Genomic DNA, 19,790 nt, shown 5'->3' with positions numbered 1-19,790 from the left:
GTAGATCATGTACGCCAGTTGTTCGAGATGAATCTCCACAACCGGAGCAGTTACAGGCTGCTTACTCAGATCAAGTCGATCCAGGTTCAGCACCTGCAAACCCTCAACAGCAGGCAAATCGTCGATCACCGCATCGTGGCTCAACAGCAAACCAATGCCCGCGTCTTCGAGCATGTAGCGCAAGCGATCAACCGGGTATTCCGGGTCCAGCGGCACGTACGCGGCACCGGCTTTGACCACGGCATACAACGCCACCAACATCTCCACCGACCGCAACGCCGCCACGCCGACCAGCGATTCGCGATCCACACCCTGCCGGCGCAGGTAATGCGCCAGCTGGTTGGCCCGCTGATCGAGCTGCCGATACGTCAGCACCTCATCGCCACAGCGCAAGGCTTCGCGGTCAGGATGCAGCTGCGCAAGACGCTCGAACTGGCGATGCACAACAGGCTCATGTGCTTGCTCAAAAGAGCCGGCCCAGTCCCGCGACGTGTCATTGACCAGTGCGAGTTGCGCACGGTCTTGCAGATCCAGCAGTTCAAAGTCACCAATTGCCGCTTCCGGCTGTTCCAGCAACTGCGCGAACAGCTGCACAAAACGCTGATGCAGGCGCTCGACGCTACCGTGATCAAACAGGTCAGTGGCGTAGTTCCACGAACCTCCCAGCCCACCATCGGCGTCTTCATAGGTGTTGAGCGCCAGATCGAACTGGCTGCTGCCGTCGTCCAGCGGCAGGACTTCTGCGTAAAGCCCCGGCAACCCGGACAGCGGCACGAAGTCACGCTGCTGGTGGTCGTAAGCCACCTGGAACAGCGGGTTGTGGCTCAGGCTGCGCTGCGGTTGCAGGGCTTCGACCAACTGCTCGAACGGCAGGTCCTGGTTCGCCTGGGCGCCGAGCGTCGTGGTTTTGGCCTGCTCCAGCACCTCGCGGTAAGACAGCTCGGCGGACACCTCGGCACGCAACACCTGAGTGCTGACGAAGAAGCCGATCAGGCCTTCCACCTCAAGACGCGAACGCCCGGCAATCGGTACGCCCACGCGCAGATCGTTCTGGCCGCTGAGGCGATGCAACAGCACCTGATATGCCGACAGGATCGCCATGAACGGCGTCACGCCCTGCTGTTTGGCAAACGTGCGTATGCGCTGACTGAACTCGGCATCCAGGCTGAACAGCAGGCGGTCGCCCTGATAGCTCTGCTGCGCTGGACGCGGACGGTCGGTTGGCAGCTCCATGACCGGATGCTCATCACCCAGCTGCTCGCGCCAGTACTGCAACTGTCGCTCGCCCTCGCCGGCCTCCAGCCACTCACGCTGCCAGGCCGCGAAGTCGGCGTATTGCACTGGCAGTTCCGCCAGCTGTGGCGCGCGATTTTCCACGGCCGCGCGGTACAGCTCGCAGAACTCCTGCAACAGCACGCGCACCGACCAGCCATCAGAAATCATGTGGTGCAGGCACAGCAGCAGACGTTGTTCGCCTGCCGCCACGCGCACCAGCGCCAGGCGCCAGACCGGACTTTGCGACAAGTTGAACGGACGCTTGACGAAGTCTTGGGCCAGTGTGTTGAAAGCGGCTTCCAGATCCGACTCAGTACTGATGTCCAGGCGCTCGATGCGCACGACACTGGTCGGATCGATCTGTTGCAGCGGCACACCGTCACCGGCCTCGAACCGCGTGCGCAGCACTTCATGGCGCGCGGTCAGTGCATCGAAGGCCGACTGCAACGCTGCTTCGTTCAGCTCGCCACGCAGACTTACAGCGCCCGGCAGGTTGTAGGCGTGACCCCCTGGTTGCAATTGATCGAGGAACCACAAGCGCTGCTGGGAGAATGACTGCACGGCGCGGGATGCGTAGCGTGCAGTGAGTTCGATTTGCTTCGCCGGCTGCTCCAGTTGCGCGATGCGCTGAGCAAAATCAGCCAGACGCGGCGCTTCGAACAGCACCCGCAGTGGCACGCTCAATTGGTGTTCGTGACGCAGGCGCGAGATCAACTGCATCGCCAGCAGCGAGTGGCCGCCGAGTTCGAAGAAGTGATCGTTGCGGCCCACGGCCGCGACGCCAAGCAGCGTTTGCCACAGCGCAGCGAGTTGCGCTTCCAGCACGCTTTGCGGCGCTTGGTAGTCGCTGGAGCTGACCTGCGGATCTGGCAACGCATTGCGATCCAGTTTGCCGTTCGGCAGCTGCGGCAGACGCTCCATGACGATGATGTGTGCCGGAATCATGTATTCCGGTAACGTCACCTTGAGTTGCTGTTTGATACGTTCTTCGTCGAGGTGGTTGCCACCGACGTAACCCACCAGACGCTTACCACTCGCACTTTCACGCACGATGACCAAGGCTTCGCGCACACGCTCACAGCCCTTAAGCGCAGCCTCGATCTCCCCGGCCTCGATGCGGAAACCGCGAATCTTGATCTGGTGGTCGATACGGCCCAGATATTCCAGCAAGCCTTCGCTGTTCAAGCGCACACGGTCGCCACTGCGATAGATACGTTCGCCTGCGCGGAACGGGTGCGGCAGGAAGCGTTCGGCGGTGGCGCCCGGACGATCCAGATACCCCCGCGCTACGGCCCCGCCCAAGTACAGCTCACCGGCAATGCCTTGTGGCAGCGGGTTAAGATCCGCGTCCATCACGTAGCCCTGACGGTCCCCCACCAGATCCCCGATTGGCGCATAGGCGGTGGTGAAATCGGCGGTTTCCGATGACGCCAGCCACAGGGTCGGCGTGACCACGGTTTCAGTCGGGCCATAGCCGTTGATGATCCACAGCGGCTGCAAGTTGCGAAGCACGTCATGCAGCATTTCGCGGCTGAAGGCTTCACCGGCGAAGCAGTAGGTTTTCACCCCCGGCCCTTTGCCTTGCAGACCTGCCCAGTCGGACAGCTGNGTGTATAAGAGACAGACGTCATGCAGCATTTCGCGGCTGAAGGCTTCACCGGCGAAGCAGTAGGTTTTCACCCCCGGCCCTTTGCCTTGCAGACCTGCCCAGTCGGACAGCTGACGCAGGTAGCTCGGTGGGAACGAAGCCACCGTGATGCCTTCACGAATCAGCGTGTCGTAGGTCTGCTCGACGCTCCACAGCTCCTGATCGCGCAAGACAACACGGGCGCCGTAACACATCGGCATCATCCAGCCTTCGTGAGCGCCGTCGAAGCTGATCGACAGGAAGTGGAATTTGCGGTCATCCGGAGTGAAGCGATAACGCTCGCCGATGGTCTGGATGTGCATCGAGATATCGGCGTGGGCGATGGCTGCTCCCTTCGGCTTGCCGGTCGAGCCCGAGGTGTAGATCAGATAGGCCAGCTGTTGCGGATGGATCACCACGTCTGGTGCAGTTTCCGGCTCTTTGGAAACGTCCAGCTGATCAAGATTGAGCAGCGGCACGTCGCCCACCGGCACACGATCCAGCGCCGCGTCGTGGGAGATCAGCAACTTCACGCCGCCGTCTTCGAGCATGTAGCGCAAACGTTCGGTCGGGTAATCCGGATCGAGCGGAATGTACGCGCCACCGGCTTTCAGTACCGCGAAGAACGACAACCACAGATCGACACCGCGCTCCATGGCAATCGCCACCCGCACTTCGGTGCCGATGCCACGAGCACGCAGGGCGTGGGCGAGCTGATTGGCGCGGCGGTCGAACTCGGCGAAGGTCAGCCGCTGCTCGCCGTGCACCAGGGCGATGGCGTCGGGCCGCAGACGCGCATGGTCGGCGATAAGTTCGTGGATGGGGCGATCGGCATAGGGCGAGAACGGCGGCCTGTTCCACGCGTGCATCTCGCTGACGTTACGCGCGGTGAGCATCGACAGATCGCCAATACAGGCCTCAGGAAAGCGGCAGATGCCGTTCAGCAGTTTCTGGAAATGCCCGCAGAGGCTGTCGATCTGCTCGGCGCTGAACACGTTGCTGTGGTAGTTGACGTGGACATGGGCCTGCTCGCTCGCCACCACCGCAAGGCTCAGGGGATAGTGGGTCTTGTCGCTCAGCTCGACGGAGCCCAGATTCACTCCCCCGGCCTGTTTGTCGCGCAATACCGCGTCCACCGGGTAGTTCTCGAACACCACCAGGCTGTCGAACAGATCACGACCGGCGTGCCCGGCGTAACGCTGGGCTTCGAACAGCGGCGTGTGTTCGTGTTCGCGCAGTTCCAGGTTGTGCGCTTGCAGCTCGTTGAGCCAGTCGCCGACCTTCTGCTGCGCCTGCGGCGCTTGCACCAGCGGCAGAGTATTGATGAACAGGCCGAGCATGCGCTCGATGCCCGGCACCTGTGCCGAACGGCCGGACACCGTGGCGCCGAATGCGACGCGTTGTTGCCCCGTATAACGCTGCAACAGCAGCACCCAGACCGCTTGAATCAAGGTGTTGACGGTCACTCGCTGACGACGTGCGGCGGCGTGCAGCAGCTGGCTGTCCAGGTCCATCGACTTGACCAGCACCTGCGTCGGCAACGGCTCCCCGGTGGCTGAAGTAGGCGCGGTCAAGGCTGCCGCCATCATGGTCGGTTGTTCGAACCCGGCCAGATGTTGCTGCCAGAAGTTCGCGCTGTGTTGCGCGTCGCGGCTAAGCAGCCACTCTACGTAATCACCGTAATGCCCGGCGGGCTGCGGCGCGGTGTCGGACATCGCCGCCTGAATCACTTCACCCAATACCGCCGCACTGCTCCAGCCATCGAGCAGGATGTGGTGGAAGGTCCACACCAGTTTCCACAGCGTCTCGCTCTGGCGCACCAGCAACACCCGCATCAGCGGCGCTTCGTGCAGCTGGAACGGGGTTTCCCGCTCAGCCGCCAGCACATCGTTCAGCGCTTGTTGCCCGGCGCGCAGGTCCAGTTCGCGCACCACCAAAGCGGCGTCGCGACGGATCAGTTGCACCGGGGTCTGGCTGCCAGCCAGACGCAGGAAGGACGCGCGCAGAATCGGGTGACGCTGCACTGCCCCGGCCCACGCTGACTTGAAACGCGCCAACGGCAGGTGATCGATGTCCAGCGCAACCTGGTTGATGTACAGATCACGAGCGTCGTCGGCGCTTTGGGTGTCGGCCAGTTCACTGTGGAACAGCAGCCCCTGCTGCATCGGCGTCAGCGGATACAGCTGCTCGATGTCTCGGGCCGCGACCGGCAGCGCATCGAGTTGCGCCTGGGTCAGGTCAAGCGCCGGGAAATCCGAAGGCGTGACCGCCGAATGGCTGCGGCAGTGCTCGATCACTTCGTCCAGCGCGACCGCGTAGGCATTGAGCAGGCGCTGAATCGAGGCCGTCTCATGCCGCTCATGGCTGTAGCTACAGGTCAGGCTGAACTGACCTTCGCGCACCTGTGCATCGATGGACAGTTCGCAAGCCATTGGTGCGTCGGCGGCACGCTGGGCGCCACTGCCTTCTGGCGCGAGGGTAAACAGCCCGCTGCTTTTCTGCAGGCGCCCCATGTAGTTGAAAAGTACGCAGCCTTCAAGCGACGGCAAGGCTTCACCGCGCAAATGACGCAACAGTCCATAGCCCAAACCGCCATTGGGCACGGCACGCAGGGTCTCCTTGGTATGTTTGAGTGCAGCATCGAGCGTGTTCTGAGCCTGCAAGCTCACCGGGTACAGGCTGGTCAACCAGCCGACGGTGCGCGAAGGGTCGAGGCCATCGAACAGGTCTTCCCGGCCATGACCTTCCAGCGCGATCAACGCGCGAGATTCACCACTCCATTGCGCAAGCGCGCGGGTCAGCGCAGTCAGCAGCAGGTCGTTGATCTGAGTGCGGTAGGCCGCAGGGGCTTCACTGAGCAGAGCGTGGCTGCGCGCCGTGTCCAGCTGCAAATGCAGCTGTTGCACCGAAGCCTGGAGCGCCTTGCCCTGAGGGTTGGCGGACGGCAGTTGCGGCGCGCTCGGCAGCGTGCGCCAGTAGTCGGCTTCGGCCAGCACCCCATCGCTGTAAGCGAAGTCCAGCAGGCGATTGGCCCAGCGCTGGAACGGCAAGCCCTTCTCGCCGAGATCGACGGTCAAGCCAGCCTGTGCCTGGGTGTAAGCGTTGTGCAGATCTTCCAGCAGGATGCGCCAGGAAACACCGTCCACCACCAGATGATGCACCACCAGCAAAAGACGCTCGCCGCCTTCAGCCAGCTTGAAATGCACGGCGCGCAGCAGCGGACCGTCCTTGAGGTCAAGGCTGGCTTGGGCTTCATCGCACGCAGCAGTTAATTGGTCGGCACTGACTTCACGCTGCCACAGCAAGCCATCGGCATGGCCTTCGGCGCAATAACGCTGTTGCCAGTGGCCGTTGTCCTGTTGCACGAAAGCCATGCGCAAAGCGTCGTGGTGATCGACCAGCGCCTGCAGCGCTTGAGCCAGTGCGGGTGTTTCCAGCGTTTCGCTCGGGATCAGCAGCAGCGACTGGTTCCAGTGGCTGCGGCGGCGCATCGGTTGTTCGAAGAACCAGTGCTGGATCGGCGTCAGCGGGATGTCGCGGTTGAATTCGATGCGCGCAACGGCCGCCGCTTCATCGCGATTGATGATCTGGGCCACCTGCGCCAGTTCGGCGATGGTCTGGCGCTCGAACATCTGCCGTGGCGACAGCTGAATCCCGCGTTTCTTGGCGCGAGAGACGATTTGCAGGCTGAGGATCGAATCGCCGCCCAGCTCGAAGAAGTTGTCCTGGCGGCCCACTTGGGCGACGCCCAGCAAGTTCTGCCACAACTCGGCCAGCTCGCTTTCCACGCCTTCCAAAGGGGCTTCGAACGCGCGTTGTTGCAATTGCGGCTCCGGCAGCGCCTTGCGATCCAGTTTGCCGTTGGCCGACAGCGGGAATTTGTCCAGCGTCACCAGATGCGCCGGGACCATGTAGTCCGGCAGGCGGTGTTTCAACCGGGTGCGCAGTTGCTCTTCGTCGAAGGCTTCGGCGACCAGATAGCCCACCAGCTGCATGCCGGTCGCCAGTTGACGCGCAACCACCACCGCCTCAGTGATCGCTGGATGATCCAGCAGCGCCGATTCGATTTCGCCGATCTCAACACGCAGGCCGCGCAGTTTGATCTGGTGATCGAGACGGCCGAGGTATTCCACCGCGCCGTCGGCACGCCAGCGTGCAAGGTCGCCGGTGCGGTACAGACGTTCGCCGCTACCAAACGGGCTGGCAACGAAACGCTCGGCGGTCAGCCCTGGGCGCTGGTGATAACCACGGGCGAGACCGTCGCCGCCGATGTACAACTCGCCCGGTACGCCGATGGGTTGCGGATTGAGGCGGCTGTCGAGAATGTGGATCTGCAGGTTGGCAATCGGCTGACCGATGGGCACAGCCGCGCCCGGTTCGCTGCGGCAGGTCCAGTGAGTGACATCGATGGCCGCTTCGGTCGGGCCGTAAAGGTTGAACAGCCCGGCATTGGGCAGGCGCTGCAGCGTTTCCCGCGCCAGATCTGCGGGCAGCGCTTCACCGCTGCAGACGATGCGTTTCAATGACGAGCAGCCGGACAAATCGTCCTGAGCCATGAACGCAGCCAGCATCGAAGGTACAAAGTGCAAGGTGCTGATCTGCTGCTGTTCGATCAAAGCGGTGAGCAGAGCAGGATCACGATGATCCCCCGGCTGCGCCATGACCAGACGCGCGCCGACCATCAGCGNGGTGCTGATCTGCTGCTGTTCGATCAAAGCGGTGAGCAGAGCAGGATCACGATGATCCCCCGGCTGCGCCATGACCAGACGCGCGCCGACCATCAGCGGCCAGAAGAACTCCCACACCGAAACGTCGAAACTGAAGGGCGTTTTTTGCAACACCGCGTCGGTGGCGTCGAGGTTGTAGGCTTCTTGCATCCAGGCCAGWCGGTTGAACAAAGCAGCGTGAGTGTTGCCCGCGCCTTTTGGCTTACCGGTCGAACCGGAGGTGTAGATCATGTACGCCAGTTGTTCGAGATGAATCTCCACAACCGGAGCAGTTACAGGCTGCTTACTCAGATCAAGTCGATCCAGGTTCAGCACCTGCAAACCNGTAGATCATGTACGCCAGTTGTTCGAGATGAATCTCCACAACCGGAGCAGTTACAGGCTGCTTACTCAGATCAAGTCGATCCAGGTTCAGCACCTGCAAACCTTCAACAGCAGGCAAGTCGTTGATCACCGCATCGTGGCTCAGCAGCAAACCAATGCCAGCGTCTTCGAGCATGTAGCGCAGACGATCAACCGGGTATTCCGGGTCCAGCGGCACGTACGCGGCACCGGCTTTGACCACGGCATACAGCGCCACCACCATCTCCACCGACCGCAACGCCGCCACGCCGACCAGCGATTCGCGATCCACACCCTGCCCGCGCAGGTAATGCGCCAGCTGGTTGGCCCGCTGATCAAGCTGCCGATACGTCAGCGCCTGATCGCCACAACGCAAGGCCTCACGATCTGGATGCTGCTGCGCCAGACGCTCGAACTGACGATGCACAACAGGCTCATGTGCTTGCTCAAAAGAGCCGGCCCAGTCCCGCGCCGTGTCATTGACCAGAGCCAGTTGCGCACGGTCTTGCGAATCCAGCAGTTCGAAATCACCAATCGCCGCTTCCGACTGTTCCAGCAACTGCGTAAACAGCTGCACAAAACGCTGATGCAGACGCTCGACACTGCTGTGATCGAACAGATCGGTGGCGTAATTCCAGTTTCCCGCCAGTTCGCCCGCCGCGTTTTCCCACGTGTGCAACGCCAGGTCGAACTGCGCGCTGCCGCTGTCGAGCGGCATCAGGGTGGCGTTCAGGCCGGGCATCAATTGCAGGGCTTCGTCCTGACGCTGCTGATGGTTGTACAGCACCTGGAACAGCGGATTGTGGCTCAGGCTGCGCTCGGGCGCGAGTGCGTCGACCAGTTGCTCGAACGGCAGGTCCTGATTGGCCTGCGCGCCTTGGGAGGCCAGGCGCACGTTGTCGATGATCTGGTTAAAACTGGCATCGGCGGTGACCTTACCGCGCAGGATCTGGGTGTTGACGAAGAAGCCGATCAAACCTTCGGTTTCGGTGCGTTGACGGCCGGCAATCGGCACGCCAATGCGCAAGTCATTCTGCCCGCTCAAACGCTGCAGCAGCACTTGATAGGCGGCGAGCATTACGGTGAACAGCGTCACGCCGCGCTGTTTTGCCAGTTCACGCATGCGGCCGGACAAGGCAGCGTCAAAGCTGAATGGCAAGCGCGCGCCACGGAAACTCTGGCGCGCCGGACGTGGACGGTCCGTTGGCAGCTCCAGGACTGGCGGCTCGTCGCCGAGCTGTTGCTTCCAGTAGTCGAGCTGACGATCGCCCTCGCCTGCTTCCAGGCAGGCGCGCTGCCACAGGGCAACGTCGGCGTAGTTGAGCGGCAATTCCGGCAAAGCCGAGTCTTCGCCTTGAAGCGAAGCGCGATAGGCCTGCACGAAGTCCAGCAACAGCACCTGAATGGACCAGCCATCGGCAATGATGTGGTGCAGACAGACCAGCAGCACATGCTCGTGGGCCGAACGTTTGACCAGCGCCACGCGCCACATCGGGCCCTGCGCCAGATCGAACGGACGGCGGGCGAACTCATCGGCCAGGGCTTGCAACTCGCTTTCGTCAGCCGCGTTCAGCTGTTCGAATGGCAAGGCATGCGGCGGCTGAATGACTTGCTGCGGCGTGCCGTCTTCAGCGGTGTCGAACACCGTGCGCAGACTGGCGTGACGCTGAGCCACGTGCTCGAACGCCGACTGCACGGCGTTGGCATCCAGTGTGCCTTCGAGGCGCAAGGCCCCCGGTAAATGGTAAGTGCTGTTGCCCGGTTCCAGTTGCTCGAGGAACCACAGGCGCTGCTGGGAAAAGGACGTCGGGCTGCGCTCGCCCGCCACGCCGGAGGGAATCGGCAAGGCCGAGGCATCCAGCCCCTGTTCGCGCAGCTTGCTCAAGAACATCCGGCGCTGTGCAGCGCCGAGGCTCAGGAAACGGGTCGCCAGGGCCAGCAGCTTGCCTTGCGAAGTCATGCTCGGTTGCGACATCAGTTGCTTTCCTCCAGCTCATTCATTAACTCGTCCAGGGCATCGAGCCCCTCGAGCGTCAGGGTCTGCCTCTGCAAGGTGTCGATCAGGGCTGCCTGTGCGGCAACGGTGGTGGCCTCGAAGGCCTGCGCCAGCGGAATGCTCACCCCCAAGCGCTCGCGAATGCGCGACAACAGACGCGTCGCCAGCAGCGAGTGCCCACCCAGTTCAAAGAAGTTGTCATCGCGCCCTACCCGCTCGATTTTCAGCAGCTCCTGCCAGAGTTCGGCGAGGACTTCTTCGCGTTCGCCCTGTGGTGCTTCAAAGGTTCGCTCTTGCCAACTGAGCGCTGGCAGCGCCTTGCGGTCGAGCTTGCCGTTGGCGTTGCGCGGCAGGCGTTCGAGCAGCATCACGTGGGCCGGCACCATGAACGCGGGCAGCGCTTGGGCCAGCGCTGCCTTGAGCACATCGGCAAACAGCGCCTGCTGTGCTTCAGCTACCACGTACGCCACCAGTTGCGGACCGTGCGGCGTCAGTTGCGCGCTGACCACGGCGTCGTGAACCGCAGGCTGGGCCAGCAACAGGTTCTCGATTTCGCCCAGTTCGATGCGCTGGCCGCGGATCTTCACCTGGAAGTCCGCACGACCGACGTATTCAAGTGCGCCGTCGGCGTTCCAGCGCGCCAGGTCGCCACTGCGATATAACCGCGCGCCGGCTTCACCGAACGGGTCCGGCAGGAAGCGTTCGGCCGTCAGCGCAGGCCGTGCGGCATAGCCACGACCCACGCCGACGCCACCGATGTACAGCTCGCCCACCACACCCGGCGCCGCCAGTTGCAAGCTGGAATCCAGCACGTACAGGCGGTTGTTGTCGGTGGCACGACCAATCGGCATGCTGGCCCTGGCCGCAGGGGCTGCGGTCAGGGTGTGCAACGCCACGTCGTCGGCGCATTCGGCCGGGCCGTAGGCGTTGACCAGCGGCACGTTCGGGTAACGAGCGAACCAGCGCGTCGCCAAGTCCACGGTCAGCGCCTCCCCGGTTGGCAGCAACCAGCGCAAGGCGTCGAGTTTGTGCGCAGATACCGCGAGCATGCCGTCGATCACTGCGGGTACGCACTCCAACACGCTGACCTGATTGGCCACGACCTCCTCCAGCAGACGCTGCGGATCGTGAACCACCGAGTCCGGCAGAATCTCCACGCGCCCGCCGAACAGCGGCGCAGTCAGGAATTGCCACACGGAAATATCGAAACCGGTGGCGGCGGTCTGGGCGATCACATCGCCCTCGCCCAAACGCAGGTACGGCAGCTTGGACATCTGGTTGTTGAGCATGCCACGCTGGTTGACCATCACCCCTTTAGGCTCGCCGGTGGAGCCCGAGGTGTAGATCACGTAGGCCAGTTGCTCGGCGCTGGCGTAACGGCCGGGATTGCTCTCTGCGCCACCGGCAAGCACGTCCTCCAGAATCAACAGACGCGGCTTCACTTCGGTCAGCTCGAGAATTGCCTCGACCTGCCCCAGGCAATCGCGGGGTGTCAGCAATACCGGCGCTGCACTGCTGCCCAGCATCCTCGCACTGCGCCCGGCCGGGTGACGGTCGTCCAGGGCCAGGTACGCAGCGCCAGCCTTGAACGCGCCAACGATCATGCTGAGCAGCGGCAAGCCACGCGGTGCAAACAAAGCCACCACATCATCGCCCTGCACGCCGGCATCGATCAGGTCATGACCAATGTGATTGGCCGCAATATTAAGCTCGTTGTAGCTCAGGCTTTCGCCCTGGCAGCGTGCGACTTCCAGATTCGGGTGCGCCTGCACGCGGGACTCGAAACGCTCCAGGTAGCTGATGTCATACCAGTGCTTCTGCACCGGGCCTTGACCTTGCTCCAGCAGTTGCTCGCGCTCTGCCTGCTCCAGCACCTGCAACTGGCTCAGGGTCTGTTGCGGGTTGTCGATCAGTTGCGTCAGCAAGCGACGGAAATGCCCGACCAGCGAAGTCATGTCGACGTCGTTGAAGTGGCGGGTGTCATAGGTCAGCTGCAATTGCAGCGATTCGCCCGGCAGCAGCACCACGGTCAACGGGTAGTTGGTGTGGGTACGGTTTGCCAGCGGATTGATGCGGTATTCGCTCACGGCCTGCTGAACCTCGGCGCCCAACGGAACGTTTTCAAAGACAAACAGGCTGTCGAACAGCGGCTGACCGCGCGGCGTGTCGGCCAGCAGCTGGATGTCGGCCAGGGACAGGTGTTCGTGCTGACGCATCTCGGCATTTTGCGCCTGCAACGCGTTGAGCAGCTCCAGCACCGGAGCGCCGACACCTGGACGCTTGAGACGCAGCGGCAAGGTGTTGATGAACAAACCAAGCGCGCCTTCGATGCCTTCCAGCTCGGTCGGGCGGCCCGCTACGGTGACACCAAACAGCACTTCATCGCGGTCGGCATGCCGCATCAGCGACAGCGCCCAGGCGGCCTGCACGAAAGTGTTGGCGGTCAGGCGATGCTGACGGGCCTGATCGGCGAGTTTTGCGGTCTGCTCGACGCCGAGGGCCAGCGTGACGTCGCGCATCTGCGGCTCGTGCTGCAGGTTGCGCTGAGGGCTGTGGCGATACGGCAGCGGCGTGACATCGGTGAAACCGGCCAGCGCGTTGCGCCAGTAATCGCGGCTGACGGCTTCGTCCTGCTCGGCCAGCCAGGCGAGAAAGTCGCGATACGGCCGCGCCGCAGGCAGGCTGACGTGACGCCCGTCGATGAATGCTCGGTAATGAGCGAAGAACTCGGTGAGCATCAGGCCACGGCACCAGGCATCGATCAGCGCGTGATGGTGACTTTGCACGATGCGGAAATCGGCTTTACCAAACTTGACCAGACGCAGGCGCAGCAACGGCGCACGGGCGAAGTCGAAGCCCTGCTCGCGCTCGACCCTGAGCAAGTCATCCAGCTCCGCTTCGGCAGCCTCGCGAGACAGATGACTGAGGTCAATCAGTTGCGCCGGGGACGGCACCCGGCGCATGACCACCTGCCGCTGCACGCCGCTTTCCAGCCCGTGGAACGCCGTGCGCAGGGCCGGATGACGCTGCACCACTTGCTGCCAGGCGAACTTGAAGGCGTCGAAATCCACCTCGCTGCCGACTTCGTACTGATCCTGCATCAGGTAGATGCCGTTGCCCTGCTCCAGCAAGCTGTGCAGCAGAATCCCCTGTTGCATCGGCGCCAGCGGCAGGATGTCTTCGATCTCCCGTGCAGGGATCGCCAAGGCGTCCAGCTGCGCCTGATTGAGCCCGGCCAGCGGGAAGTCGGACGGCGTCAGACCGGCATTGTTTTCGTCGCTGCAATGAGCGATCAACTGCAGCAGTTGCTCGCGATACAGGGCCACGAGCTGCTCGATGCTGTCGCGGCTGAAGCGCTCGCGGCTGAAGGTCCAGTCCAGATGCAGCTGGCCGTCGCGCACCTGACCGTCCACTGCCAGAGCATTGGCCAGCGGGCCCTGCGGGTCACGCAGATTGCTCAGGGTCTGGCTCGACAGCGAGAACAGCGGGTCCCCGGAATCATCAAAACGGTCATCGAAACGCCCCAAGTAGTTGAAAGTCACGCCCTGCCCCACCAGCTCTGGCAAGTCAGCTTTCGACAAGTACTTGAGCACCCCATAACCCAAGCCTTTTTCCGGCACGGCACGCACGGCTTCCTTCACTGCTTTCAGCGTGGCGACCGCATCCTCACCGGCTTCCAGCGCCAACGGATACAGGCTGGTGAACCAACCGACGCTGCGGCTCAGGTCCAGTGCGCCGCTGGTGTCTTCGCGGCCATGGCCTTCAAGGCTGATGACATGGCGGCGACGCCCTGTCCATTGCTCCAGCGCCTGGGACAGCGCCGCCAGCAGTAAGTCATCGATGCGCGTGCGATACGCGGCTGGGGCCTGACTGAGTAGTCGACGGGTTTCGTTGGTATCGAGGGTCATGCCGATGGTTTCGCTGTCGCCGACCCGGCTTTGAATCGAGGTGTCGCCTGGAAGACAGGCGTCGGCCGCTTGCAGCGCTTGCCAATATGGCAATTGCGCCTCCAGCTCGGGACTGCGCGCCAATGCGTGCAGCGATTGCGACCAGCTCTGAAAGCTCGCGGTCTTCTCCGCCAGCGTGACGCTTTGCCCTTTCGCCAGACGGCTATAGGCATGTTGCAAATCTTCCAGCAGCACACGCCATGACACGCCATCGACCGCCAGATGATGTATCGCCAAAAGCAGACGCCCTTCACCCGATGGCAGACGGGCGTGGACTACGCGCAACAGCGGACCGCTCTCGATGTTCAGGCTGCGCTGAGCTTCGTCGCTCAAAGACGCAAGGTCTTCGTCGCGGCTCAGTTCGCAGGTCCACAGCACACGCTCGGCCTGTTCACTGTCGCGATAGCGCTGGTGCCACTGGCCGTCGTCGCCCTGATGGAAACTCAGGCGCAAGCTGTCATGCTGGACCAGCAAGACCGCGATCGACCGTTGAAGTACTGCAACGTCCAGCGCTTGCGGCAGGTTCAGCAGCAGCGACTGGTTCCAGTGCTGGCGCTGAGCGAGAGGCAAGGCGAAGAAACGCGCCTGAATCGGCGTCAACGCAAAGTCGCGGGGCACCACGGCCGCCACGACAGGCGCTGCCGGCTTGGCTTCGGACAACACGGCGACTTGCGCCAGCTCGGCGATGGTCTGTTTTTCGAAGAGCTGTTTGGGCGTCAGGCGAATCCCCTGACGACGGGCCCGGGCGATGATCTGCAGACTGAGAATCGAGTCGCCGCCGAGGGTAAAGAAGTTGTCGTGACGGCCCACCGCTGCAACGTTGAGAGCTTTTTCCCACAGCGCGGCCAGGGTCGCTTCGACGCCGTCATGGGGCGCTTCAAACGTGTTGGAAACCACTTGCGGCGTCGGCAGCGCAGTGTGATCGAGCTTGCCGTTGGCGGTCAGCGGGAAGGCGTCAAGGGTCAGCACATGGCTCGGCACCATGTAGTCCGGCAGGCTCTCGGCCAGTTGAGCGCGCAGCGCTTCGCTGTCGATCTGCGTGCCCTTGGTGATCAAGACATAGGCGATCAACTGACCACGGTCATCGACCCGAACATGGGCATCGCGCAGGCCATCGAGCTGTCGCAGGCGCTGAGCGATTTCACCCAGAGCCACGCGATAGCCACGCACCTTGACCTGATCGTCGGCGCGACCGAGGAATTGAATCTCCCCGTTGGCCAGCAACCGCGCACGGTCGCCGCTGCGGTACAGGCGACGGCCATTGCCTCTTGGATCAGGGATGAAGACCGCTGCGCTCATGGCGGGTCGGTCGTGATAACCACGGGCCAGACCGGGTCCGCCGATGTACAGCTCACCGATATCGCCCTGCACCACCGGTTCCAGCTGCGCATTGAGAATCAGCGCGACGGCGTTCGGCAGCGGACGCCCAATCGGTGCACTCTGGCCGGTCGGTACGGCATCGATCAGCTCGTTGCTCAAGACCCCGACCGTGGTCTCAGTCGGGCCGTAGTGGTTGATCACCCGACACGCTGGTTTGAGGGCCTTGACCTGCGAAACCAGTTCCCAAGGCAGCGCGTCGCCCCCCAGAATCAGCGCCTGTTGAGGCAGCACGTCTGCGGCGTTGGAGGCTTGCAACAGGCCGCTCAAATGCGTTGGCACGATCTTCAGAACGCCGACCTTGTGTTCGGCCATGTAGGCGGCGAAGCGGTCGGCGTCGTTGGTCCGTTCCGGGCTGATCAGGTGCAGCGTGCGCGCCGAGCACAGCGCGCCGAACAGCACGGTATGGCCCAGATCGGCGCCTACGGTCGAAACCATCGCCATGCTTGCATCAGCTGCGAGTTCCAGACGCTTGAGCAGGCCTTGAACGTAATCGGCCAGCGCGCCGTGACTGATGACCACGCCCTTGGGGGTGCCACTGGTGCCCGAGGTGTAAATCAGATAGGCCGCTTGCTCGGGATGCAGACGTATGCTCAGCGCAGTAGCAGGCTGTGAACGCCATGCAGCATCGGCTTCCACGCCGATGACTTCGCCCTTGAAATCAGCAGGCGCTGCGGCATGACTGATCAGCCAGCGGGCGCCGCTGTCGGCGAGTACGAACGCCTGACGCTCGGCGGGCCATTTCGGGTCCAACGGCACATAGGCGGCACCGGTCTTGAGAATCGCCAGCAGGCTGAAGATGAACTCTACGGAACGCTCAAGCACCACGCCGACGCGGCTTTCAACCCCGACTCCAGCCTGGCGCAGATACAGCGCAAGGCGATTGGCATCGGCGTCGACCAAGGCAAAATCGGCCTGCTGTTGCTCGCTCTGCAATGCCACACGACCTGGCTGCGCATGGACGCTGGTGCCCCACAGGCTCAGCACGTCAGTGGCCGGGAATGCCACAACCTCGGCGTGCAGCTGCGACGGTACGGCGGAAATTCGAAGTTCGCTCAGACGACGTTGCGGCTGGGCGACTACTTGCGCGCAGATGCGCAGCAGGTCTGCGGCGAAGCCTGCGATACGCGGCTCGTCGTACAGATCGCAGGCATAAGTGAACACCGCCTGGATACCGTCAGCGCTGTCGGTGATGTCCAGCCCCAGATCGAAGTGCGCGGAGTAGTCATCCAACTGGTTGACGTCCATGCGCACGCCGGCCATTTCCACGTTCTGTGGGAGCGGGAACTGCTGAGTGAATTTCACCTGGCACAGCGGGTTGTGGCTGAGGTTGCGCGACACGCCCAAGGCTTCCACCAGTTGTTCGAACGGCAGCTCCTGATGGTTCTGCGCGCCCAACGCCGTGTGCTTCACCGCTTCGATCAGCGCACTGAACGACTGCTGGGGCGACACCTCGGTACGCAGTACCAGCGTATTGACGAACAGCCCTATCAAGCCTTCGGCTTCGGTGCAGGTGCGCCCCGCCACCGGCACGCCGACCCGCAAATCGGTCTGACTGCTATAACGCTGCAAGAGCGTCTTGTAGGCCGCAAGCATGACCATGAACAAGGTGGCGCCGTGGCTTGAGGCGAGATCGCGCAGCCCCTGACTCAGTGCGCTGTCGAAGGCGATGGCGTACCGGGCGCCGCGATGGCTCTGCTGATCGGGCCGAGGACGATCCGCCGGCAGGGTCAAAACCGGGTGGGCTTCACCCAGACGTTCGCGCCAGTACTTGAGCTGACGCGAGCCTTCACCAGCGGTCAGGCGTTGGCGCTGCCAGGCGGCGAAGTCGGCGTACTGGATCGGCAATGGTTCCAGCGCCGGAATCAGCCCCTGGGCATGAGCGCGGTACAGCGCGACGAAATCCCTGAGGATGACCTGCACCGACCAGCCATCCGAAATGATGTGATGCAATACCAATACAAGCTGCTGCTGATTCGGCGCCAGGCGCACATTGAGCACCCGCCACAGCGGGCCGGTCTGCAGGTCCATCGGCTGTTCGACAGCAGCCCTGGCCAGCTCGCCAAGGGCTTCCAGCGGTTGCGCGTGCAGGCTCAGATCATGGTGCTCGATGCGCACCGGCTGCGCGGCGTGGATCCGTTGCACCAGCACCTCATTGGCGTCGATAGCGAACGTGGTGCGCAGGCTTTCGTGGCCCGCGACCAGATCATCGAAACTGCGCTGTAGCGCCACGTCATCGATGGCCCCGCTCAGGCTCAACTGGCCGCACAGGTGATAGGCACTGCTGTCCGGTTCCAGTTGCGCGAGGAACCACAAACGCTGTTGAGCGAAAGACTGCTCCGGCGGCGTCTCACGGGAAATGCGGGCGACCGCTTGCGGGGCCTTGCCGCTGCGGGTCTGGCTGGCGACGTGGGCATTGAAGGCGCCGAGAGTCGGGTGCTCGAACAGGTGCGCCGGCTCAAGCTTGAGGCCCAGTTCGTTGTTCAGACGGGACAGCACCTGCACCACGCTGACCGAGTCGCCGCCTCGGGAGAAGAAATGATCTTGGGCTACGAGGTCTTGCTTACCCAGCACTTCTGCCCAGGCCGCGACGACTTCCGGCAACAGCGACGCAGCATCGGCTACGTCCTCATGCGCATGCGTGTCCAGCAAACGACCGTCTTGCCAGATCGCGAAGCTGTCGAGGCTGCGGCTCTGCCAACCGGCACGGCACGCGGAACGCTGCAGCTTGCCGCTGGTGGTGCGCGGCAAGCTGCCCGGTTCCAGCAACACGATGACTTTCGGCGCGACGAGGAACAGCTCGGAAACGGCATCGCGCACGGCTTCGCAGATCATCTGCGGCTTCATCAGGCGACGCACGTTACGACTGATTTCCAGGGCCAGGCCAACGCCTTCGGCGCCTTGCTCGTCGGTCACCGGGAACGCTGCGATGCGGCCGCGACGCAGCAGCTGGACGCTTTTCTCCAGTGCCTGCTCGATGTCCTGGGGGTAGAGGTTCTGACCGTTGAGAATGATCAGATCTTTCAGGCGACCCGTGATGAACAGTTCACCACCGCTGGCAATACCAAGGTCACCGCTGCGCAACCAGCGCTTGCCGTCTTCCTGCACGAAGGTCTGGGCAGTGGCCTTGGTGTTTTGCCAATAGCCCTGCGCCACGCTAGGCCCCGCGATCCAGATCTCCCCGACCTGGCCCGACTGCAAGACTTGCTGACTGGCCGGATCGACGATGCGCAGATCGTGGTCATCCCGGCACCAGCCACACCCTGGCAGTCGGCTGGTGGAATGCTGGTTGGCGAAGAGTGCTTCATCAGCTTCACCGGCGGCCAACTGGCTGCCGTCAAAGCGTTTGACGCCGAACGGCACTTCGCGAGTGGCAGCAGTGACGAACAGCGTGGCTTCGGCCAATCCGTAGCTTGGCGTCAGTGCGCGACGATCAAAACCGGCAGGCGCAAAATGCTCGCTGAAGGCATCCAGGGTCGCGATGCGGATCGGCTCGGAGCCGGAGAATGCCAGGCTCCAGTTGTTCAGTTGGAGGTGCTTCACGGCGCTGGGCTTGATCCGCTCCACACACAGCCGGTAAGCGAAGTCAGGGCCGCCGGAGAAGGTGCCGTTGTATTGGCTCATCACTTCGAGCCAGCGTGCCGGGCGACCGAGGAAGTAGTTGGGCGACATCAGGTTCAAGGTGCCGCCGTAGTACAGCGGCAGCAGCAGGCCGCACATCAGGCCCATGTCGTGGTACAGCGGCAGCCAGCTGACCCAGCTTTCGGTCGAAGCGTCGGTGACGAAATGCCGGGCCATCGCCACTTCGTTGGCCATCAGGTTGTCGTGCGAGACCATCACACCCTTCGGCGCGCTGGTGGAACCCGAGGTGTATTGCAGAAACGCCAGCGACGAAGTGTCGATCAGCGAAGGCTGGAAAGATCCCTGCCAGCCGTGTACGTCTTCGATGGCAACGAAACGCCCGCCCGCTGGCAGGAAGGGTTGCAACAGGTGTTGGAATTTATCGAGATCCTCGCGACGGCCCAGCACCATGCCCGGCGCTGCGTCCTGAATAATGCCGGTCAGCCGGTCCAGATGGGTCTGGCGGTTGTATTCAGGGGCGAACGCTGGCACTGCGATGATCTTGGCGTACAGGCAGCCGAGAAACGCAGCGGCATAATCTGCGCCAGTCGGCAGAATCAGCACGCAGCGCTCGCCGCCCTCTCGTCCCAGATGATGCTGCAGCAGACCTGCTATCGAACGCGCCTGCTGATCCAGCTGTGCGTAGCTGGTCAGCAGCGGTTCCTGATCTTCGTGCTGGATGTGTCGAAGGGCAATCCGGTCCGGCTGGCTCTGCGCATAAAAGCCCACCAGCTCGGGAAAATGCGCGGCCTGATCTCGTATGGATTTCATTCTTTCACCTGTTTGTTTCGGCAAGGCTCAACCCACGGACGACCGAAAAGGTCTCATCCGCAACGTTGTGAGAAAGGTTGGGTGGCCGCGAACGGCCACTTGTCCGG

General features: G+C 62.9%; 3 protein-coding genes. All 3 read right to left on the bottom strand.

The genetic code is table 11. From position 1 onward, the window contains the following. Positions 1 to 7,944: D-alanine--poly(phosphoribitol) ligase subunit DltA (dltA, locus tag BWR59_RS33080; protein ID WP_269140379.1), on the bottom strand; the 7,944-nt coding region annotated here is incomplete at its 3' end. Beyond that, complete coding sequence (locus tag BWR59_RS33075; protein ID WP_081569497.1) at positions 7,922 to 9,946, bottom strand: condensation domain-containing protein; 2,025 nt, start codon at positions 9,944 to 9,946, stop codon at positions 7,922 to 7,924. The genes dltA and BWR59_RS33075, both read right to left, overlap by 23 nt. Next, positions 9,946 to 19,683 (bottom strand): non-ribosomal peptide synthetase, encoded by a 9,738-nt coding sequence (locus BWR59_RS31070; RefSeq protein ID WP_230982126.1) that lies wholly within the window; start codon positions 19,681 to 19,683, stop codon positions 9,946 to 9,948. The genes BWR59_RS33075 and BWR59_RS31070 overlap by 1 nt, the downstream gene beginning before the upstream one ends. Positions 19,684 to 19,790: the final 107 nt, after the last annotated feature.

The organism is Pseudomonas sp. Bc-h, assembly GCF_002080045.1.
GTDB lineage: Bacteria > Pseudomonadota > Gammaproteobacteria > Pseudomonadales > Pseudomonadaceae > Aquipseudomonas.
This window is presented reverse-complemented; position numbering and strand designations above follow the sequence as displayed.

Bases quoted from the DNA above. Each gene is read 5' to 3' on its own strand.
- BWR59_RS31070 (WP_230982126.1), bottom strand. From the start codon at position 19,683: ATGAAATCCATACGAGATCAGGCCGCGCATTTTCCCGAGCTGGTGGGC.